Genomic DNA, 23,919 nt, shown 5'->3' on the forward strand with positions numbered 1-23,919 from the left:
CCCATGGAATCAAAGTGTGATATCAGTGACAATTACGAAAACAAAGAGCAAAGAAAAAAGCAATCACACATGAAATTACAATAAAAACAATAATATATACACAAAGCGACAGAGTAGAAGATAAGAGAAATGAGAGGCGAAGCACATAAAATGCGACACGAAACGTCTGGATAACCCTGCCCTGCAAGCTGAACATTTCATCCAAAAACCTATTTTTTCTGTTGTCATATTTCTTTTTTACCACCTTCCTATAAGGAGCCCCCTTCGTTCCTCACTTGAAAAATAGAACCCACATCACACAAAGATCTCAGTATATTGAATCATGAGACCGTCATACTATGTGATCTTTATCGCTATAATAATTAGCCCGCCTATAATAGGCATATAAAAGCCAATGTATCGAAGGCGTACAATAAACGGTTAGGTATAACGAGATATAATATTGTGAGAGTAATAAACGCAAAAAGGAGGCGCTATTACGCCTCCTTTATTATTGCTTGTTTATCAACATTTCATGCCGAACAAGATTAGGGTGTGTCCCTCAATTATGTTGCTTCCATCGCGACCAGTACATCAATCACATCGTATACATCTGCATTATTCTGTTCAGCAATGTCGGATAACGTCTGATCGCTATTCACCGTCAACCCTGCAGCTTCTAAAGCCGTTTGTGCGTCTTGCTCTGTCACGCCAAACACGCCAGCCACCGACACCAGTTTGGCATCAACGGCCGCATCAAACATTTCACCTGCGGCGTAGTTGTCATTGAAAGACAAAGCGGATAACCCGACACCGGCCACCAAGCCCACCAGCATCGGCATTCTTAGTTTCTGGCTGAAATATTTCACAAAGACTTTCTTGTGGGTGTAGGCATGACACCCCACAGCCACCATCAATCCCATGCTCATCCATTCATGGGTCGCTCTGACGCTCCCTGTCGACAACTCGAAAAAGAGCAACAACCCAGTAAGGGCAGACACGGCGAATAAACCAATCGTGATAGACGTAGCAAACTTTTGTGTGTTCATGGGGATCATCAAGGTCATTAACGAATCGCCATGCTAGCGCAGGAAAGATCAAAAAAAGATGAAAAGGGAGGTCTGGATTTGAATGGGGATAAGGAAGGTTTGATTGAGGTAATTTCGTCATTTCACAAACGACAGACGTAAAAAAACCAATAACAGAGTAGCGGTTTCTTTGAATGTGGTGGAGCCAGAACAAGGTATAGGGGGATTTGAAATTCCATGACCACAGAAACACCAGACGTAAAAAAACCGCTAACAGAGTAGCGGTTTCTTTGAATGTGGCGGAGAGATAGGGATTTGAACCCTAGGTGGGCTATAAACCCACGCCGGTTTTCAAGACCGGTGCTTTAAACCACTCAGCCATCTCTCCTAATTTTATATCTCTTAAAGAGATATGGCGGTGAGGGGGGGATTCGAACCCCCGATACGTTGCCGTATACACACTTTCCAGGCGTGCTCCTTCAGCCACTCGGACACCTCACCACATTGTTGCTGGACGCTGTGCGTCTCAACGGCGGCTAATGTAATCATTACATCCATCAGGGTCAAGCGCTTTTCTTGAAAAACCATTCAAGTGGTGAGTAATGATCCGATTTGTGGCAATCTACATCAACCTATTGGCGTTCAGTACCCATACGGTAGCAGAAGGGTTACCCTTTCCGCTTTCATTGTTCCTCTCTTCGTTCAGCTTATTACGCCAACATCATGGAGTTTTATGATCATTCGGCTTTTACTGACCGTCTTCCTGACGCTCTTACCTTTACTGGGTCCCCCTGCTTTCGCACAAGCAACAGACAATGCAGCCCGGGCGACACAACTCACTGATCGCATTGAAGCCCTACAGGCACAAACCAATACCCCAGAGATCCTCAAACAGCTCGATCTCCTGCTCAATGCACAAGAAGAGCTCGAGAAAACCGACGAGTTCGAGCAACTCACACAACATTATCGCCAACTGGTCGAAACCTTTCCTGCACGTACCGCCGAGCTAAAACAGCGCATCGCCAATTTTGCCGTCACCACCTTTCCCGATTTCAGCCAAATGGATCACGATGCGCTCACACTGGCGATTGCCGATGAAGATCGCATCCTCAAGCAACTGGAGCAAACCCGCAGTACCAGCAAAAATGAACTGCTCGACATAGAACGCGGGATTGATGAGTTCTCCTATCTTTCCTCTCAACTGCGCGAGCGGATAAAAAAAGAAGAGCTGGCGCTACAGTTAATGAGCAATCAGCACGATGACAACGACAACGCACTGATCCATCAAATCACCCAGCAATACCTGCTCAGCCAATTGGCGATGCTGGAAGCACAGCAACTGAGCGCTGGCAACCGACGCACCTTGGTCAAACAACAGATTCAACTCAATAACCTCGAGATCGATGCGCGCCAAGCCTACCGCAATAACTTACAGCGTGAACTCGCCCGTGAGATCCGCAGTGAAACAGAAGCCACACCCGCCCCCACCTCGCCTACATCTGATGAGAGTGAGCAGCCGCAAGCCCTTCGTCAGTTAACAATAAACAATCAGCGTTACCAGTCTTTCCTCAAGGCAATCACACGCCAAACGGCGCAGGTACAGCAACAACTCAGCACCACCAAAGAGCATATTCAGGTGGTAGAGAAAACCGCCGCCGATCTCAACACCATGGCAGAATGGCTAAAACTCAGCCCAGCTTTCAGTGAAAATCTGCGCACCCGCATCAACCGCTTGCCGGCCAACCCGCCGATTACTACGTTAGATAAAGACATCGCGCAGAACCAAATCAAAAAATACGAATACCAACAACTGCACGATACCTTGCGTGAACGTGCGAGTTTGCCGCTTGATCCTTCCCTGAATGATGACGAGCAGCAACAAGCCAAAACCTTGATGACCAGCAACCTCAAGCTGCTCACGCAACTGATCGACCAAACCGATACCCTGATCTACCAACAAGCCACTTTAAAAGTGTCGTATGAACGCCTAAACAGCAACCTCAACGATCTAAAAGTACAGGCCAATAAACAGCTGTTCTGGGCGCCGGATACCAATGCGCTAAGCCTGAATCTGGCACTCTCGACATGGGAAAAACTCAAATGGTTTTTCTCGCCGTTTCAATGGGTCGGCTTTATTGCGTTCCCCTCTTCTATCGAGAAAACACCGCTGTTTGTTGCCTTGGGCGGGATTGCCATTCTTCTTGGCGGTTTACGTTTATGTCGCCGTTACTGGAAGCGTTTCCTTGACGACACCAGCAAAAAAATCGGTAAAGTCACCCAAGATAAGTTCCGCTTTAGTTACAGCAACGTCTTTTTCGCCTTCTGTCTCGCCTGGCCGATCCCGCTCATGGTGGGTCTGGCTGGGTTAATTTTTTCGGCTGCTTGGCAGTACCCCTTTGTGCACCACTTTGGCCAAGCATTAACGGTGCCCATGTCACTGCTGATGTTCTGTTTCGTCCGCGAGTTAGTACGCCCACACGGTCTATTGATCAGCCATTTTGACTGGCATCCCGACCTTGTCGCCCGTGCGTTTGGCCATTACCGCCGCTTGATGTGGGTATACTTACCCATGATGGTCATTCAGCAGTTTACCCACCTGTATAGCGACATTGATGTGAATGCCACCCTCGGCCGCTTGGCGTTTTTAATCAGCAATGTGGCGATCAGCTATTTCCTCTGGCGGATGTACAAAGAAAAGCTGCCCATGACCTATGGCAATCTTCCTGAGGGGAAAGCCCATCTGGGGCATCACCTGTTCTGGTGGGCGCTCATTGTGATCCCGCAAGGGCTGAACTACACCACCCTCAATGGTTATTTGTCATCGTCGCAAGCGGTGATGGAAAAGCTGGAATTTTCCGCCGTGATTGGGGTGGTCACTATCCTAGTCTATTACCTGACGAAACGCTTGATGCTGATCCAAAAGCGCCGTTTAGCCTTCGAGCGTGCCAAAGCCAAGCGACAAGAAATCATCGCCCAGCGGATCGCGGAAATGGAGGAAGACAAAGAATACGCAGTCGGCAGTAATGAAACCCTGATCGAGATCGAAGAGCCGGAAGTGGATCTGGATAAAATCAGCGCCCAGTCGCTGCGCTTATTGCGCTCACTGCTGTTGATCGTGTACCTGTCTTTCTTGTCTGTGGTATGGGCTGATCTTTATCAGGCCATCTCTTACCTCGGTGACATTACCCTGTGGAGTGTGCCGAGCACCATTGATGGGATTGAAGAGCTCAGTGCGATTTCGCTGAAAAACATTCTGCTGTCGATCATCGCCTTTTGGGTCACCGCCATTTTGGCGCGCGACTTACCCGGTGCGATGGAATTGCTGGTCTTGCAGCATATCGACCTCTCGCCAGGCACCGGTTATGCCATTACATCACTGACCCGCTATCTGGCCATTTTCCTCGGTATCATTATCGGTTCAGGCTTAATTGGTTTTGACTGGTCAAAGCTGCAATGGTTGGTCGCCGCACTGGGTGTCGGGTTAGGCTTTGGGATGCAGGAGATTTTCGCCAACTTCATTTCAGGCTTGATCATCTTATTTGAAAAGCCGATCCGGATTGGGGACACCGTGACCATTCGTAACCTGACGGGGATCATCGCGAAAATTCAAACCCGTGCCACCACGATTGTCGATTTCGACCGCAAAGAAGTGATTGTGCCGAACAAAGCCTTTGTCACCGAGCAGTTCGTCAACTGGTCGCTGTCTGACCCTATCACCCGTGTGACCTTGTCGATCAGCGTCCATTATGCGGCCAATGTGGATTTGGTGACGAAACTGCTGTTTGAAGCGGCCGACGAGTGCGATTTGGTGCTGGATACCCCGGATCCGGAAGTATTCTTCTTGAGCCTGACTGCCGACAGCCAAAACTTTGAAGTACGGGCTTACGCGGCCGAAACGGCGCACCGCCTAAGCCTGACCCATGATTTGCACAATCGCATTAAGCAGAAGTTCAACCACCACGGCATTGATATCGCCGCGCCACAGTTAGAAGTACAAATGAAACGTCGCCCACAAGTACGTCCTGCCTAAAACGCAAAAGCCCCTGCGTTTGCACGCAGGGGCTTTCTTTATTCTGTCACGTTGTCAGCCAGTGATAGGCGGTTGCTATTACGCTTGCTGACCTCTTATGCACCAGCCACACCCGGCACGCGGAACATACGGCGACACATTTCAAGGAACTGGCCGTATACCACGCCCAGTGCGCCAGAAACAAATGCGTTACTTGTTACGGCTGTAATGATCTGATCGATATCGGCACCGACCGCCAGCAAAATACACGCATAAGCCGGTGACTGGAACATCACATACGCCACCATATCTGACAGGCCTTTCATCCAGCGACTGTCTGACAAACGCGTCCCTTGACGGATCATCATGTCGCGGAACATCCCGTATGGCCATGCAATCGCAATGTTCACTGGAATCGATAACGTACGCGAAGCCAATGACTGCTCTAACGTCATACCCGATACAAACACTTCAATCAGCATGCCTGTAATAAAACTAAAAACCACCATGGCAAACGTATCAGCCGCAGCACTTCTTACGTTAAATGGGCCCTTAACAGACATAGCGAATACCTCGAATCACAGTAAATACAACCAAAGGGGTAGATGAAAGCAGTCAGATAAACTGGATGATTAATACTGACTAGTTAATGTGCGTATTAGAACAGCTTTCATTCGGAATTACCCACCGAAAAACAACCATGTTTGTAATATTACTACTGCTTTTAGTTCGATTTCTGGTGAAAACCGCTACCAAGGCGCACTTTTCGTGCCACAATGGAAAATCTCGACATCCCCCCGCTCTAAAAAAGGAAGGTTACTCACTTAAAAATGGCCTTATCAATAGAGTTAAGCATCCGTTTCATATAGTGAGAATCATATCCCCAGCTTACATGGGAAAATGGGCAGTTAATGAAACAAATCAATCAACACAAAGCATAAAATAAAAACAAATGCATAATAATCATTAACTTAAACCTAAACTACAATCCTGACCATATTATCCAACTCTAAAAAATAGCCATCTCATCGTCATAAAACCCTCTTTATCACACGGGTTAATATGCCTTTATGTTGATTTAGATTCAAAAGTAGGGATAGAAAGTAATAAGACAAAGAAACACCGCGCAATCCGAACACTAAAAATCGTTCATTGACGCTAAAACACCATCGAAAACAATAAACACAACAGAGCTAAACTCCACACTCGTGACTAAATCTAGTTTTAAATGCTAAAACCATCATTACCCGTTAATCTCAATACCTTTCAGGCTTTATCACCTTGCTCTCAGGGTCGTTGAGCACCACGCTCCGGTGAGATCACGCACAAAACCGGTATTACATGCCGGCACCTCTTTATCTTTCGCTGTAGATTTCGCATAGTAATCAATCACTTTACTCTACATTCTCACCTGCGAAGGAACGCATGAGCCAACATGGATAAAATCCTCGCCGTTATTGATGTTATAGAATCCCACCTAACAGAAAACGTCAGTGTGGAAACCATCGCCCAGCGGTGCGGATACAGCCGCCACTATCTGCATCGTCAGTTTAAACATGCGACAGGGTTATCGATCAGTCAGTACCAGCGTTGCCGTTTGCTCAGCTTGGCAGCCAAACAGCTGGGAGAAAGTGATCAGCGGATCTTAGATATTGCCGTTGAAGCCGGTTTTGAGTCGCAAGAAGCCTTTGCCCGCGCTTTTAAGCGTTTTGCCTTTGTCGCCCCTAAAAATCTGCGCCAACAGCCGATCTGGGCTGAACGCTTGCTTTTTTCTCGCTTAGATGCGGCACTGTTGCACCAATTAGCCGTTCTTAGAGACTGTCCTGCCGACATCCACCCGGCTCCTGCTCGTCGCTGGGCCTGCTATGCGATCCGACAAGATAATCTACACCGCACGCCACGTATGGAGCATGACGTTCAACAAGGGGTCGAGGCCTTTTTTCGCCAACCTTTTGCCCAACCCTTCATGGCTTTTCCGTACGTGATCATGGAATTGAATGAGCATCACCAATACGCCAGTTCCACCTTTCCATTAGCCATCGCTTTTGCTGTGAACGCCGATACCCCCTTGCCCAGCGCCATGTTTGAGGTTCACCAACCTGCTCGCCTGGAACTGCATATATCAATGCCCTCGATCGATTATATTCCCGCGCTGTATTATCACTTAGCCGTGCGAATGGGCACCGATCCCGCTCTTCAACGGATCGAAGCGCCCACCCTATGGCACTACAGTGATGACAAGCGTACTTTTCATGCCAACTTTGGTCTTCATGACACCGCCATACCCGCATCCCACTCTCAGCCTGAGCTCGTTCATCTTCCGCCATCAACCGTTCCCGTCCGCTGGCATACCTTGCCCCGCAGTAAATGGGCAGGCACACGCCGTCTGCATACTTTATGGTCGGATTACACCAAGCAGATTAAGAGACTAATGAAAGTGGAATGCGCATCCCGACTGATCGCCTTTGGGGATCCCGCAGCGGATCCAAACCAGCAGTATCGTGTGGCATTTAGTGGAACAGCGGAAACGAAAAACACGCAAACACCGCCCGATCATCTGAGCACTCGTCCTCTCAGCATTGGCGGGACTTATTTGCGGACGGTATGGGAAGGGAAAAACATTTTTGAATTAGAAAACGCCATAGAGCGCTTTTACGGCGCAATGCACCATGACCCGCATTTTTATTATGCGCCAGGGCCTGAATTAATCCGCAATCTGACCATTCAGAATGATCAGATTGCCTTTGAATTGTTGACCCCAGTGAAATCACGTCAAGGAGGATAAACGTCGTCTATCCGTCAATGATCATCTCACTCTAAGAGAGCGATTACTGAAAATACGCCAGCCGTAAGGTTTGTCGCTGGGCTTGCGTATGGGCAAATTTCACCTGCGGCATCGACGGTGGTCCCGACAAGATGGGATTATTCGAATACCCCATGCCTTCTTTTGGCATCCCATTGCTGTCTCTGGTCAGGGCCTGATCACCATTACTGTCTTGATAGACAAACACGGCATAGTGTCCACTGGCTAAGCCTTCAAGCATAATGCCTTCGCTCACTTGCGCGGGTGAGTAGGCCTGTTCATGCACACTGGCCGCCCCCATTAAATTATCCGTTTCGGCATACACCGCCACCACCACAGGCGCATCGGCATCACGTACCCCGTTGACTTGTATCATCAATGGATAATGTCCCTCAGCAGCATTGTGTGCCAGATTTTCAAGTTCACTCACATCATTTTTCGGCAGCACACTCATGGCGACCGCCACTGCGCACACACTAGCAGCACATATCCCCCTCTTGATATTCCGTGCCAATATCGGCTTCACATCAGGCTGCTGACGCGCGGCCAAATACCATGCCGGCAACCACAATGACGCACAACATAGTGCGACAACAGGCAAATACATCCCCTCTGCACGCAAAGAAAAGAGCATGGGGGCACAGAGATAAATTAACACGGTCTGAAAGCTGAACACCTGCAATGAATAACGGCCGATATAACTCAGTGGATGCCACACTAAGGCGCGCGGAAAGCGCTGGATCACCACGGCGAACAAATAGACCCACACACCCAGACTCAACAATCGGATCCACGCAAGCTCCGTCTTATTCCCTAACTGATAGAGTGTTTGAGGTTTCAGCCCCCAATCCCAGAATAATCCGTTTTGCGCCGCCATGATAAAGCCGGCGATAAATACGCAAAGCACCGTCAGGGCTGGATGCTGCCACCGGAACGTACGGTTCTGACAGGCAAAGCCCAACGCACTGCTCAGCACAAAGAGTAACTGCCACGCAATCGGATCAAAAAAGCCCGTTTGTACCGTCAAACTCGGCGCCATCCATGCGTATAACGGCACCAGCATGACATCACTGGCCCAATCGCTCATCAACCAACAGCCGACACTGACCGCCACCACAAGTAGCATCCAGCCCCGTCGGTACGCCGCAATCAACAACGGCAGCAACAACATAAACATCACGTACAGCGGCAATATATCGAGATAAAAAGGCTTGTTGATCAATAACACGCTCAGCAACAGCGCGGGCAACGGATCGCTGACTAACCCACTGGCATTGGCACTCAGTACACCGTATGCCATGGGGGAGAAGGCATACGCCAATGCTAACCACACCACAATCACGCCCAAACACACGAGGTGATAGCCATAGATGGTTAAGGCGCGGTGATGGGCTTTTTGCCGTAGTTCTTGATTAGAATGCGCTGGACGACTGTAAATCGCACCAGCTAACAGCCCGGAAATAAACACAAAACCTTCTGCCGCCCCAAACTGGCCGAATGGCTGTAGCGTGAAGCCTTGCAAAAAGGTCGAGCCGCCACTGATCCAAATGAGGTGGTTGAACGTCATTAATAACAGTAATACGCCTCGTAAACTGTCTAACGCAGGTATCCTTTTCATGGTGAGTTCCTTCATAACGAAATTGCCTTATTGTGGCGTAACTCACCGACCCAGATCTGACCGTATGTGCTCTCCCCCTCTCACGGGCTCAGCAAAATCAACCAACATACGGTGTGATCACTCGCAAAACACCTTTCGTCCTGACCCCTTCAACACGCCAGCCAACTGGGCAATCACTGCCCAATTAAGCCGTCAAAACTTACATTCTGTTACCCTTCTGCTATCACTAGAAAGCATTAATTGAAGCAAGATCATGCTTTGCAATTTCCTGACATTGGCCAGATTTTCCCGCTAAACACCTATGCTAATTTCTGCTTCGCCAATAGGGCAGTCTTTTAGTAATAGGCATAATAATGAAACGATACGCAATGCTTCCTCTCTTCTCTCTTGCAATGGTTGGCTGTGGCGGCGGCAGCAGCGATGGCGGTGAGACCACCTCGCCATCTACGGCTTATTCAGTAGAAGGCACGATTGAACGTGTGACAGAGACGGGCATTGTGGTCAACGGCAAAGAATATCCGGTTGATGCGGTTAACTTTCAACAGGAATCTAAACCTGTATCCTTCCTTATTGGCAAAGAAAACATGAAAGTCCGTTTGGGCAGCGACAACAATCGCCATGGCGGCATGCACGTGGAGCTGGACCCTACTTTTACTGGCCAAATCATTTTTGCTCCACCAACGCCTGAAAAACCACACCGCTTCTTGGTAAACGGCGTGGAGCTGGAGTTTGATCGCCTAACCAGCAACATTAAAGACAAAGACTGGGTCATGGTGTCAGCTTTGCCAACCGCCAATGCCGGTTACAAAGTGTTATCTGTCATTAAGTTTGAAAAGCCATATAATAAATTGGCAGAAGCGGAAGGGCCTATCCGTGAGCTAAATACCGATAACGGCACCTTCAAGATTGGCCCATCTCTATTGATACACTTCGATGTCGATAAGTTCGATAAGCTGCGTAACGGCATGTGGGTAGAAGTCATGGGCTCATTCAATGACTCAGAGCACAACCCTGAGCTAAGCGCAGAATCTATTGCCCATGAAGATTACTCACACATCACCCATGATGGTGAAATTGAAGGTATCGTCACATCCGTCGCTAATGATAAACGCAGTTTTGTCTTAAACTATCGCGCCGAAATCAAAGTGAACGGTGCCACTGATTTCGATAATGGCAGCAAAAAAGATTTAGTACCAAACGCTTGGGTTGAAGTAGAACTGCGTAACAACCAAAACAAGCTCATTGCCGAAGAAATTGAGTTTAATGTAGAATTTGAACTAGAAGGTCACGTCGAGAATTACGATTACACCGAAAAGACGTTCACTATAAATAATCACAAAATCCACACCAATTATCGTACTGACTTCGAAGATGACGCAGACTTTGACATGATTGTTAACGAATATGTTGAAGTAGAAGGCCGAGTGATTGGCGATAAATTGTTTGCCCGCTCGATTGAAATTGAAGACGATAATGACGCTCAGGACGACTGATTGTCATCTCGCGAAAAGCATTTTCATTCAACCTAAAATGTCTTTATAAAAAACGCCCTAGATCATTCAAGATCTAGGACGATTAATTTATATCAGTTATACATTATCAATTATTGCCACGTTGGACGTTCTGATAACCACACCTGTGGATCACCAAAGTGACGTTCCCACACGCCAGCAGCGAGTTCACCCACCGTCAACACTTGATAGGTATATTGCTTACTATCAATATCAAACGATAAGTACCCTTGGCTATCGGTTGTCCAAGCGGTAACCATCGTGTCACCTTGAAGCTGCCACTGGTTATCAGCCCAAAGTAATGTTTCCACTTCAAGTTGACCACTTTCACTAAAGCGCAGTTCTTGAAACGTCAACTCATCAAGATGACGAACCCAAGTCTTACTCATTGAGTTAGCAAGCAATTTTCCTGGCGCTAATCCCTGTGAATTATGCGGCTGCAACATGCCTGATGAGTAATCAAACGAGCTGCTATGCCACAACACTGGCCACTCACCGTCTGGCTGAACAATCCACCAGTCATTGTGAGTCTGGTCAACCATCCACACCTTCAACTGATTATTTCCATTCAACGAGAAGTTAGCTGAACCATCCGTATTCATTTCATATAAAACTGATACACCATTCTTATATTCAACGTTCCAAGTCCACTCATTATTTCCATAACCAGTTCTATGCTTAGGTGTTGTAATTGCGCCAAAGTTACTCAAAGAGATTTCATGGTAGGCATATTCATGCGCTCGTGAAACCCCATCATTCCAAACCACAGCTGTTCTCTCTGGCTCATAACGATAATCGATTGTATCTGGCATAGACTTTACACCAATACGTGCCAGTGAAAAATCGATTAAAGTCTTTGAAGCTGGAACTTGGGGCTTTTCACTAAATAATGTATCTCCAAGAATATCATGCTCCTCATAACCAAAATTGGCTTCTGTCTTTAAAACAGTTAGTGAACCTTTAGAACCTTTACCAAGAATTGCAAAGTAATCACTATTCGAGTAATTAACAATCATCCTATGAATTAAGCTTCTACCATTACCATACGGACGATAGTGATACAAAGATGATGACTGTATGTCCCAGCTGCCATACTCATCTTCTTTAGATGGTTGGCAACCTAACCCAGAGCAATCATCCCCCAAATATTGCCATTCATCATCACCATATGATGCTGAATAGAACTTTAAGATGGTTCCCCCACCCTGTAGCAACAACATCTCTACTAGCTCAAGTGAGCCATCAGAAAGTTCTTTAATTTTAAACCATTTCGTATCCATTAGTTGCTCTGACTTGACATATTTCCCCAGCAGCCTTGCAACAAGTGGATGAGACTTAGTTCCAAACTCTAGACTATTAAAAGATGCATAACCTAGCTTTGTTTCTGTAGACAAACTCGAATCAAAGTCGTCTGTAATATGTAATGACACTGTGGTACTTGAGTTAGATACATACTGCCCTCTCTCCAACCATCCCTCAAATCCGAAGTGTCCTGTATCTGAATTTACAGGCATAACCTGTTCGCCTTCATACGAATGCACAACCGCAATCAGATTATCAGGTATTGTAATCCATTGACCCGTGTAGTCCTGCAGCGCCGCAACACCATTGAAGCGGTAGTAAGACTTACCCATGGTTACAAGATCATCTTTGCTGTATGGAGGCTGATTGGTCTGGTCAACCGAAACTTGCTCCATTTCCATGCCATCCCATACTGGGGTGAAGATTAGTTGATTGTTGGCATCCAGTGAGACGTTACCAATCTGGTTGAAATCCCATGGTTCGCCATCCCAAGTAAACGCGATGCTGGTCAGAGTACCATCAAGTCCTTGAACACTTTTCCAAGTACCCTTAAACACGATTGCTGCCTCAGCTGGCCAAACTTCACTATCGGCAATGCCATAACGACGTTCAACACGCACTGTGCCATCGATGTTCAACACGATTGTATCTTGGTAGATCTTACCGTCTGACGTCAGCCCCATGCGATACAGTGGTTTACCCACCATCAAGAACTGCGTCTTGCCATCCGCAATCAATTGCTCAAGCGTTGGCGGTTGGTGCAATGTGTTTTCAAGCACGGTACCGTCACTAAACATCAATTCTGAATTTTCTTGACTCGTCAGATCTGAACCTGTCCACAAGTTTTCACCCGCAGGCCACTGAACGCGTAATTGACCAGACTGCGCCACATACCAATAGCCCAATACTTGGCTATCTGGCACAACCAACCACTCAGCGTCACCAACCGTTGCAACCAACTGCTGATATTTCACCGAGCCATCAGCACGGAACTGGTATTGCGATTTAGCCAACGCACCACCATTAGCTTCGCTCACCGCATCGGCATAGAATTCACCGCTGATAAGAGTCGTCGGCAAGCCTGGTTCAATCACTCCAGTACCAATGTTGCGCATGTCCCATAGGTCTCTGACACCGTTAGGGAAGTTCGGCGTATTACGAGGATTCGCCACACCATCGACTTTAAAGCAACTGCCGTTCAAACACAGTTCGGTGTTAGCAAAGCCATCACCCTCGGTATCGACTGGGTTACCGAGGTCATAGTCAAGGTAAGTCTCACCAGACTTGAAAGAGACGTCGTTATAAAATACCTCCGATTCCTCACTAGCACTTGATGGGTAGTCGAGGAAATCTACTCGCTCAAAATATGCGCTAGAGTAATAACCTATATAAGCTCGCGTAACAATAGTGTCGTGAACTTCGAATGCATCATCAATACTACCAAGTACAACACTACTACTAACAGAGCCATCAATTTTAAAATCGCTAGAACCTGCCAACATTACATTGTCAAATCTCGAATCAGAATAAATCCAGTTTGAAATCCGTTCGAATTTTACATGTTTCGCATTTATTCCATGCACGCTAGTACTTTCAGCATCAATATAGGAATCCGTTACCGATGTATTCTCCCAATTTGTATGACTGCTTGAGTTACTCAAATAGACTTCCGAACGAGTCACGTCAGAATAGTTCAGCTGTAAACCTCGACGGCCAAAATCTTTAACAATTACAAATGTCAAGTCACTATCTGAGATACTCAGAGTTGGTGATTCATTGTCTTTGTCATTGCCCAACGAGGTGATCACAACCGGATTGCCGTATTCGCCAGCAAAACGACAACTGCTAAAGCTTGGGTTCGCTTCACCCGCAATCGCAATGTGGGTACCTGCGGCGATCGTACAAGCGCTTAAGCTCGTGCCACTGCCGATAACCACTTGCCCCTCGCCGTTAGCCATGTCAGGAGTGATCACCACACCTGATGCATTGCCAACCAAAGGCTTGCTGTTAAAGTCTAGTGGGTCATAACCCAACTCAACTTCCAAGCCATCTGCAATGCCATCACCGTCACTGTCAGCCTGATAAGGATCGGTGCCCGCTTCAGCTTCATCAGCATTGCTCAAGCCATCACCATCAATGTCGTCATCCTCGTCATCAGGAATGCCATCCATATCCGTGTCTTGCTGCAGTCCATCTTTTCCTGGGTGCGAGTTTGGATCTAGCGGGTTATAGATCACTGGGCTACCAAACTCAGGATCGAACACCGAGGCACGATCTTCTTGGAAGTCTGAGTACCCATCGTTATCGTTGTCACTATCCAGATAGTCCGGCGTGCCATCCTTATCCCAGTCAGCGGTATTAAAATCCGCCCCTGTGATCACTGGATACAAGCGGTTTTCACCACCAGCACGGTAACGCGTGCGAGCCAGAATGTCGTTTAGGTCGGTACTGCCCCAATAGTTGTTATTCAGAGTCAGCGTATAGTTAGACTCACTGCTGATATTTGGCTTTAACTCACTCAGAGCATCGAAGCGACTGTTTTGAATCGTCAGATTGCTACCCGCGATTTCAGAATCCGTCACCTCTAAGTTCTTGAATGTTCTTGAATTGGAAGAGTATGAGTCTTCTGAACACTCACTAGTCCAACTGGAGTAACTAGCAGCGATACAACTCTCAACCAGTGCCGTGCCCTTAGCAACTTGGATGTTTGCAAGCGCGTGTTCAATGCGTCCGCCAATCACGTTGTTGGCGTTCAACTTCACACGATATTTTGCAATACCTGGTACTGACTCAAGATCGACGTCAGCAATGTGCATAACCTCTGAGTTGTTGAGGTTAGTAACATGGAAAGTGTTGTTTGCCGTGTTCCCAAGCATTGGAATCATCGAACAAACCCAATCGTCATAACCTGTCTCAGGATTAGGTACATACTCACAATGCTCGTGAAGTTCAACTTTGCCACTGGTTTCAATCAGCGAGCTATTCTTGACTTCATCCGCATAGAAATATTGATCATTCGCAGAATCAACCCAGCCCATGCGGACTTCGCTGTGATCTAGCTTCACCAAGCCATCTGCTGACGGAATAGCGATATTGGTTAACTGCGCATGACGCAGTTCCAAACGACGCTGGTTTGAGTCAGTTGCCTGATTGTCCCACTCAATATGCGACTTGAGCAGAGGAACGAATCGAATTGGCTGATCCTGCGTACCAAAGCCCTGCACGACACCCGCAATTTGAATATAACGCTTGTCATTTTTGCTTTGATCGCTCTGATGCGCAGCAAACTGTAGCTCAGTACCCGGTAACATCACCAAACGTACGCCCTTATCGACTTTCATGTTGTCGGTCAGTTGATAAGGCGAACGACTCTGAAGATAAACCGTATTCTGGCGTAGAATACCACCGTCGACGATCGTCGGGCCTGCCAATGAGTCAGTCGCTGTCGCGTTTACTGTCTTCGATGGCTCAGACTCATTTCCATCACGATCTACCGCCGTGACATAGTAGAAATAGCGAACGTCATTGTTGACGGCCAAATCACTGTGGTAGGTATCTGTCAGTAAGCTATCCACATTCACTTTCAAAAATGCGTCTTCAGTACCCTCACTACGATACAGGTTATAACCCACTACCTTTGTGTTTGCTGATGGCGTCCAAATCAGACCGATTTCACGATCACCAGCATACGCAGCGACATCATCGACTATGCCTGGGGCAAGTTTAGTCTTACCGGTAAATTCACCTTTATGTTTCGCTTGGTCAGTCGCCTCAAGGGTATACCAAACTTCTTGGTTGCCATTCAGTCCACTCAAAGTGACTTTATGGCTTTGGTTGTACATATCAGAAATAACCACAGCTGTGCTTTGGTTATCCGCAGACACACCATGACGAATAAGCGTCGTTGTCGGCTCATTGGTCACAAATTCAATAGTCAACTCACCACGGTCAATGTTTGAGCTAACTTCAACACCAGAAATCACTGGTTTTGAAACCAATTCAACCTTATTTGATGAAGTAACCTGACGTTCGTTGCCCGCACGGTCAACAATAGTTGCTGTCGCATACGCATCAACTTCATGACCTGAGTCAACCTTGTAGGCTCTGGTATAAATACCGTCATCTGCGATTGCGTCGCCACCAGCACCGTTATCTAACAAGATAAGCTGCTCAACTAATCCTGGAACTGTTGCGTTTACCCTCGCGCCAGTTTCATTGGTTAGGTCTAATGTAAATACCAGTGTATCGCCTAGCGTCGAAGCGCCGTGGACGACAAACTCTTTTACTGCAATTTGTCTGTCTAGTTCAATAGAATCAGACACATCATTAAGCAGCGCACCAAGGCTGTTTTTAAACGAAGCAACAACGGTTTGCTCGCCGTCGTTATCTGCCAACACAAACTCATACGGTGACTGAAGTGGAATCCAACCCGAGTCGTTAGTGCCATCAACAAGCTTAACTCGCATTGACACCGCGTCAGAGTTACCCAGCGTCAAAACAACATTTCGGCTATTGGTCACCTCGTCATCGCTATTAATTTTAAGATAGCTCTGGCGCAACGTTAGATCAGGCAGCTCATAATGATCTTGGCCCTCTTCAAGCACAACGGTTTGCGTTAGTGTTTCCCAACCTGAGTTTGAACATTGAGCCGTAACTTTGTAGGTGCCCAACGGCAAGGTGCCGAAAACGTTGCCAGTCTGATCAACGGTTAGTTGATACTTGCTGCCATCTTCAGCTACAGCAGTGGCTTTAAGTTCACCGCTACACCCACCGACTGCACCAAGTTTGAAACTAAGTTCAGCAGCACTTTGCTCAAGTTGCACGTTGGGTACGTTAAACCAACCAAACTCATTAACAACAACCGTCGATGTAACTTGCTCAGGGGTATAAAGAGGCTTGGTAAAGGTAATACCATCCGAATAACTGCCCAGCGGCAGTTTCAGGCTCCAGTTACCCGTGCTATCAGTAACTGTATGGTACTCAGTATTGTTTAAGCTAACTTGAATACCCGAACTATCAACTGTTTGCTTTAATGTCGCGACGCCACGAACCCCACCTGATAACCGCTCTAATGTCAGAGGGAAAGGCAACACATAGCTTTCAACATCCGGCATCACCAATTGAACTGAATGGGTTTTGTAGCCTGCTTTCGCCAACTGAAGTTGATAGTTACCCGCTGAGATAGCGGCAAATTTAAGCTCACCATCGGCGGTTGAAAGTGCAGAGAAGCTACCCTCATTACCAACCAAGAGTGCCGTTACGCCCTCCAGCGCCGTGCCATCCTCTACATTGTGTACTTCTGCCAACAATGTTCTTGCTCGAACGGCAATTGGGCCTGTCTCAGCGTTTTGACCTTGCACTACTTGAACGACTACCTTGGCACTTACAAATCCTGATTTTTCAATCAGCAAAACTTGCTCACCAACTGGGATCTCAGCCAGTACAAAACGACCACTAGAGTCCGTCATCGCTTGTTGAGTACCCGCTAAAGTCGATACTGTCATCCCCGCAACAGGCGTACCATCAAAAAGAACGGTTCCGCTGATGTTTCCGGTGTGGGGTTGCAAAGTTACGAGAGGTAGATTAAGGATTTTCCCTGCCTCAATAATAAGCTGGGTGCCAATTGTTTGGCTTTGGTAACCTGATTTGCTGTACTCAACACCACCATCAAGAATACCGGTAGGCAAAGATACCTGCCACGCACCGACGCTATCGGTCAGTACTGGTTCGTTAAGTGACGGGATAGAAACCAACACACCTGAGTGGTCAGAGTTACTACCTAGGTTAACTGAACCAGAGAGAACACCATAACTGCGCTCTAACTCAATATCGTACGGCAACACATAATCATCGCTCGATGGCAATGTAAGTCCTAGACTGCTTTTCCCGTAGCCTGGTTTCGAAACCACAAGTTGATAGTTGCCACCAGTCAAGCGGGCAAACGTAAAATCGCCATTTGCATCTGTATCAGAAAGTGCCTCTCCAACAAGTTGACCACCATGGATCGATACTTTGGCACCCTCAAGTGGTTGTCCAGAAGCGAGCACCTTACCTGTAAATTGATATGGTACTAACGTTAATGGTCTATCAATGACCGTTGCACCATGCTCGTCTTGATTAAGCACAACAACTTCTTGCTGAATTACACGATACCCTGGCATTTCGACCAAAATTAGGTGATTACCCATCGAAATATCGGAGAATGTAAACTTGCCGTCGCTACCAGAGGTCACCGTTTCCCCTGATGGATGGAGTCGTACAGCAACCGCAGATGCTGGACTTTGGTCACTGTGAAGCACTTTCCCCATAAGTGAACCAGCAAAACTACGCAATGTTAATGGACCAAATTGCGTCGTCACCCCTTTGAACACATCGAGTGTTTGGTTAGCCGATTGATGATCCGCATGGGTGTAGTTTAATGAATAAGTGCCAGGAACCAGACCCGATAAAACGAAAGAGCCATCACGAGCCGTCACCGCCTCTTTGTCTGTCCCCTCGACTGAGACTAAGATACCCGCGTGATCCATAGTCGCAGCACGACTTTGGAGACGAACAACCCCTGAAATAGCCCCCTCATTCAATGACGCACGTTTTAAATCAAGCGTTTCAGCAGCTACTGTCGAATTAGCAACCACTTCAATATTGTCTAACTTCTCAGGGCGGAACTCCGAAGCGATCACTTTGATGCTATATCCATCACCCACAGGAATCGATGAGAAGCGATATGTACCCGCTGAATTGGTCATCGACGTATAGACGGAACCATCCGCTGCGTGCGCATAAACCAAAATGTTCGCGTAATTTTCGATTCCTTCCGCAGTCACCTGACCAGTAACATGACCTTTGAAACCATTCAGCTCAACATGACGAAGATCGGTCAGTTTTTCGGATTCAACAAGAGCCGCAATGTACTTACCTGCGTAGTCACTGTGTTCCACGATAACGCCATATTGTCCGGCAGGAATGTCAGCAAAATGTGCAATACCATCAACGTCAGTTGTCGTTGAAATACCTAACGGTTGGATTGAAACCAAAACGTCAGAAATAGGAGTGCCTTTAGCCAGATCCATGATAGTGAGCTTAACTTCACCTGGCGGTACTAGCTCTTCTGGAAGTACCTCCGGCAAAACCACGGCCTCACCAGCGCCAACACCGATGTTGTCTCTGAAAACTGACTGTGATGATGAGTCAACGACCACCAAACCGTAATCAGAGCAAGCTGGCACTTGCATTTCAAAATAACCGGCATGATCCAACTCGACAGGAACAGGTCGATTGATTGGTGGCTCAATCGACTCATTTCGCTGCTTATTGACGCCTTGCGTATTGGGCACAGCACAAGAAGACATTAAATAAACGCCTGCTGGCATGCGTGCTTCAGTTCGTTTTGAACTAAATGTCGCAGACGAGCGAATGTCTACCACTTCAAGATTTACTTTTCCTGAAATCGTTGAAAGGTCTGATAGAGGCGGATAAGTTGGGTTTGTAATCTCCCCTCCAGCTCCATGACAAATAAAGCTCACTGACGTCACTTCATTTTCTTCAAGAACTTTATTCGCATTTAAATCAAGACCCGACTCCATTCGAAAACCACCATTTTGGCAATTTTCTCCAGATGGTTCACTCTTAACATCGATAAGGCTACTCAGGCCATTACTGCCATGACATACAGATTGGCTATCACTAACCTCGTTAGGATCTAGTTGGCCATTACCATTAGAATCAATCCCAGATTCAATTTGAATACCACCATTAGGACAGACGCTATCAGTACTCAAGATATTCTGACGAGTAATAAGGGAATGGTCTGGGGTTGGAGTAGGTGGAGGTATAGCATCATTACCATCTCCACCGCCACAAGCGGTCAGTGCAGATAGCATGATAGAAATAACCCCGAAACGTGAGGCCCATCGCTGCATTTTATTTCCTTGTTATATTGTTGTTATGAAATCAATTGTGTGGTTTTGATAATCAAACTTACTTTCATATTTCATCAATCAATGGAAGGAAAGTTGAATCCATGTATTTAGAAAGAAGGGTATTACACTCGACAATACCAAATACCTAAGCGGGTTATTTCTGTGATAACCCGCCGACATCCATACGAAAGGTACATTTAACTGAGGGATATTATGCAATGAAGTTATTATATTGTACTTATATTTTATGTAAAAAGCATACAAAACATTGACTTAAAGCAAAAACTCGAAATGATAATACCGTGTAAATCAACATTCATAGCTGTAAAGCCGCCATACAAAGCGGCTTTACTACGCGATCTCGTTGATAATTTTGACTAGCTAACCAGTATCAACGCACTCCTTGACGGTGATTGCTAACTCAATGTGTCATCAATGATTCAATACCGAAAAGACAAAGTAAATGAGGGAATCACGACAAACTCACCAACGTACACTGAACAATCTTCTTATCGATGTACGCTTCAGTGCTACCCAGCGCCACCTCAACCGTTTCATCAAACGCAATATACAAATACGCCTTCGGGGCTGGTAAATCAGGGAAAGCGCGCTGCGGCCCTTCCACCAGTTTGCATACCATGTCAGTAAAAGCAGCGTCACCCAATTGATGCGCACACGCCAATGCTTTGGTAAAAGTATGGGTACAACGGGGATGCACGTTCTCTACCCCGAAACTGTCAGAGGCAATAATGGCGTCTTTGGCAAACACCAGCTCAGCCAAATCCGCATCGGTACAGAATTGGCGGAAATACGCGCCAATGCCTTCTAATTCACGCACTACCTCGTAGTACGCTTGTTCGACAGACATCCCTTTATTCGTCGCTATCTCGTGTAATTGCAGGCCATTGTAAGCTGGAATACCGCAGGCAATCACCACATTGGCAAAGTCATACGGCGGATTCTGCTCAAGGTATGCGATCACTTCATCTTGTGTCATCTTACTCCACGAATCACTCTCCGGCAGAAACTGGCTCAGGGTGGTACAGGCAAAACTGAACGGATACACATCCCACGTTACCGGAAAATCCTGTTGCTCAATCAAAGTCTGAAACTGCGCAAAGCGATCTTTCACCTGACCGATATGGGTAGCACCGGCAAATTTCAAATGGCTGATATGGCAATGGGCTTTTGCCCCACGGTGACAGGCAAACACTTCTTCGAGGGACTCAAACACCTGCTCATTCTGATTACGAATATGGTAGTTGTACACGGTAGGAATTCTGGCCACCAGCTTACGCAGCAGTGTTTGGAACACCGCTTCTGGCAGGATTTTCAACGGATGATACGCGAGCCCCACGCTGATCCCCGCAAACGGGTATGCCTCAAACACGCTCGCTAGCGTCTCCACGTACGTATCCAGATCGGTCTGCTCAGTGACCGGATACGAAAACAGATAGGCGTTCAGCCCCAACAGCTGGGCATGCACCCTGTCAGCGTTTTCAGCCGCGGCAAACAATGCCTCAAAGCTGGTGAAAATCGAGCCTTTGGTGCCAAGGAAAGCCGCGTATTCTTCAAAGGCTTCTCGTGTGACCTGTGTTTCATCAAACACCGCGTGAAATCCACACAATCCCCCCACCTGAGCCGCCACGCCCATGTTTTTGGCAAACTGGTTAGCGGTATCGGAATCAAAATAGAAATCACTGTGGGTGTGAATATCGGTCAGTGCGGGGATCAGATAGCCGCCATCAACGAGTTCGCCAGCGAGACTCGCGCCATCCCGATCAAGACGTTCCACCTCAATGCTCTCAATATCAGTAAAGCATCGGTTAGCTGTATCAAAAAATTGTATGTTGCTGATCTTCATGTTTCAGGTCTATCCGTAGAAAAATTGCCCTCAACATACGCGATAGCCAGATAAAATACGGTGAGTGCGCTCTCAACCGTTCAATCTGCCTGAAAATAACGAATTTATCTCAATATCTTGGCATCTTGCGGGATCACTATGAGCAGAAGATAGGACACACATGATGTATGTCCTATTCTCAATAGCTATATTCAGAGGCATCTGAAATAATATTTAGTCGTAAACAACAAAACCAGCTTTGAACTGTTCAAAATCACGTCGAGCTTTATCAAGGCGCTTTTTTGCTTCAGCATACTCTGTATTGTCTTCATTGATTAGCTTTAAAGATAATTCTGAAATTTTGATTTCTTGAGATAATAACGTTCCTTCAATGTTACGTACCCAATTTTCAAAACCTATTTGTTGTATATCCCAAGAAGTATTGCCTACTTTATCAATATCTTGCTTTGAACTCAGCTTTGTCAAATCACGAAAACTGGACAGAGATTCAGAAATATATCCTAAATTATCTTTAGCCGTATCAAGAGTAAATTTTTGTTCCTCACTGGCGTATGATACAAATGAAACCAATGGTAATATTACAAACATCAAGTTAGCGAACTTCATTTTTTCCCCTACGCGCACAAGTCCCTCTGGCATCATACCTGCAGATTTTTCATACAAATATAAATTCCTTGGTACCTGGTGAATTTTTTATTATGTTCAACCGTCTATATGCTGAATTAAAAAAAACACCTTACCACCTTCATAAAACTACTTTTTTTGCTTCAATATCAATGACTTTAAACTTTTTTGATGAAAGTTTGGATTTACAGCTAATTTTTTGAAATGACATGATAAATTAAAGACACAAAAAAGCCGACGAGATCGTCGGCTTTTTATGAGAGAAAGAACAGGCAGGTTCGCTCTAAATAAATATGTGTAACGCTATGCGTTTTTCATGTTCAGCGTATTAGCCCTGAACATGCTCGATCTCTTGATCAGCAAGAATCGCTTTCGCTTTTACCATTTCTTCTGCGTCACCGTGAACAATCACAAGGAATTTATCGGCTTTAATCGCAGCGTTGTATTTCACGATGCTGTCTTTTGGAATACCGATACTAGCTAATGCACCGCCTACCGCACCCAAACCGCCGGTCACGACCGCACCTTCAATCGCACCGACAACGGTAGATACGATTGGACCTGCGACCATCATGGCACCCACACCCGGTAGCCAGAACAAACCGGCACCAAATAGTGCACCCCATACACCGCCCCACAATGCGCCGGTGGTACCCCATGTTTTAACGCGATCGCCGGTATTATAGAAACCCGCAACGTTTTCTTCGCTATGATAGCCTTTACCCAAAATTGAGATTTTAGAGACATCGAATTCCGCATTTTGTAGCGTCTTAATCACGGCCTCTGCTTCTGCATGAGTATTTACGATTGTGATTATTTTCTCTTGCTCTTTCATAATACATCCCCATTTTGAAAACTGATTTGTTTATTTTTATTCGCTGGTTTGATGTTATGCCTTCTTTTTTTTCGTGCCTACCACCAGAATTGGTTACTAGGTTTACTCTTTTGAGCGATAACAACAGGGGTAATTATCCCACCAGCAAATAACTAAGCAGATAAAGGTAAATAAAAAACTATGCAAACAGGCGCACTTAATAGCACGTGATTGCGATGAATATGAGAGAGGGTAAAGCCACATAACAGCGCATTATGAATAATCATGCAGGCGTGTTTATCCTGTTATATGCCCATTTTTGCACGATAAAAACAAACAATGTCACTCAGTTGACGATGGTGACACAGGAAAACCAACAAAAAGACCGAGTAAAATATAAGCAATTTCGCATTTAGAGAGCAAATCATGATATCAAAAACGAAAAAAG

General features: G+C 46.4%; 10 protein-coding genes and 2 tRNA genes. 3 read left to right on the forward strand and 9 right to left on the reverse strand.

From position 1 onward, the window contains the following. Positions 1–545: 545 nt before the first annotated feature. The 3 genes from ACSF8W_RS09760 to ACSF8W_RS09770 form a co-directional block, all read right to left on the reverse strand. Positions 546–1,028, reverse strand: a complete 483-nt coding sequence (locus tag ACSF8W_RS09760; RefSeq protein WP_500847125.1) for a hypothetical protein — start codon at positions 1,026–1,028, stop codon at positions 546–548. A 276-nt stretch (positions 1,029–1,304) separates the two neighbouring features. Further along, positions 1,305–1,395: transfer RNA gene (locus ACSF8W_RS09765), tRNA-Ser, on the reverse strand. 25 nt (positions 1,396–1,420) lie between these two features. Continuing rightward, a tRNA-Ser gene (locus ACSF8W_RS09770) sits at positions 1,421–1,508 on the reverse strand. Positions 1,509–1,740: 232 nt separating this feature from the next. Between ACSF8W_RS09770 and mscM the strand changes: the two genes are divergently transcribed. Then, positions 1,741–5,037 carry a miniconductance mechanosensitive channel MscM gene (gene mscM, locus ACSF8W_RS09775; protein WP_500847127.1) on the forward strand — a complete coding sequence of 1,099 codons (3,297 nt, stop codon included), beginning with the start codon at positions 1,741–1,743 and terminating at the stop codon, positions 5,035–5,037. Positions 5,038–5,132: 95 nt separating this feature from the next. Here the strand turns inward: mscM and ACSF8W_RS09780 are convergent, their stop codons facing one another. After that, a complete protein-coding gene (locus ACSF8W_RS09780; RefSeq protein ID WP_500847128.1) occupies positions 5,133–5,579 on the reverse strand; it encodes an L-alanine exporter AlaE in 447 nt (148 codons plus the stop codon). Positions 5,580–6,451: 872 nt separating this feature from the next. On the opposite strand from ACSF8W_RS09780, the gene ACSF8W_RS09785 reads away from it, so the two are divergent. Further along, the gene (locus ACSF8W_RS09785) at positions 6,452–7,801 is read left to right on the forward strand and encodes an AraC family transcriptional regulator (protein WP_500847129.1); all 1,350 of its coding nucleotides are present in this window, start codon (positions 6,452–6,454) and stop codon (positions 7,799–7,801) included. 43 nt (positions 7,802–7,844) lie between these two features. Here the strand turns inward: ACSF8W_RS09785 and opgC are convergent, their stop codons facing one another. After that, positions 7,845–9,437 carry an OpgC domain-containing protein gene (gene opgC, locus ACSF8W_RS09790; RefSeq protein WP_500847131.1) on the reverse strand — a complete coding sequence of 531 codons (1,593 nt, stop codon included), beginning with the start codon at positions 9,435–9,437 and terminating at the stop codon, positions 7,845–7,847. A 353-nt stretch (positions 9,438–9,790) separates the two neighbouring features. Between opgC and ACSF8W_RS09795 the strand changes: the two genes are divergently transcribed. Beyond that, positions 9,791–10,930 carry a DUF5666 domain-containing protein gene (locus ACSF8W_RS09795; RefSeq protein ID WP_500847132.1) on the forward strand — a complete coding sequence of 380 codons (1,140 nt, stop codon included), beginning with the start codon at positions 9,791–9,793 and terminating at the stop codon, positions 10,928–10,930. 110 nt (positions 10,931–11,040) lie between these two features. Here ACSF8W_RS09795 and ACSF8W_RS09800 read toward each other — a convergent pair whose 3' ends face one another. The 4 genes from ACSF8W_RS09800 to ACSF8W_RS09815 all read right to left on the reverse strand — a co-directional run bounded on the left by ACSF8W_RS09800 (position 11,041) and on the right by ACSF8W_RS09815 (position 23,492). Further along, on the reverse strand, positions 11,041–20,169 hold the full coding sequence (locus ACSF8W_RS09800; protein ID WP_500847134.1) for a carboxypeptidase regulatory-like domain-containing protein: 9,129 nt from the start codon (positions 20,167–20,169) through the stop codon (positions 11,041–11,043). Between the two features lie 472 nt (positions 20,170–20,641). Then, positions 20,642–22,033, reverse strand: coding sequence for a hypothetical protein (locus ACSF8W_RS09805; protein WP_500847136.1), 1,392 nt, complete (start codon positions 22,031–22,033; stop codon positions 20,642–20,644). A gap of 213 nt (positions 22,034–22,246) precedes the next feature. After that, positions 22,247–22,696, reverse strand: a complete 450-nt coding sequence (locus ACSF8W_RS09810) for a hypothetical protein (protein ID WP_500847138.1) — start codon at positions 22,694–22,696, stop codon at positions 22,247–22,249. Positions 22,697–22,985: 289 nt separating this feature from the next. Then, positions 22,986–23,492: a general stress protein gene (locus ACSF8W_RS09815; RefSeq protein ID WP_500847139.1), complete on the reverse strand. Its 507-nt coding sequence runs from the start codon at positions 23,490–23,492 to the stop codon at positions 22,986–22,988. Positions 23,493–23,919 lie beyond the last annotated feature (427 nt).

Source organism: Photobacterium sp. 270122K (assembly GCF_059941365.1).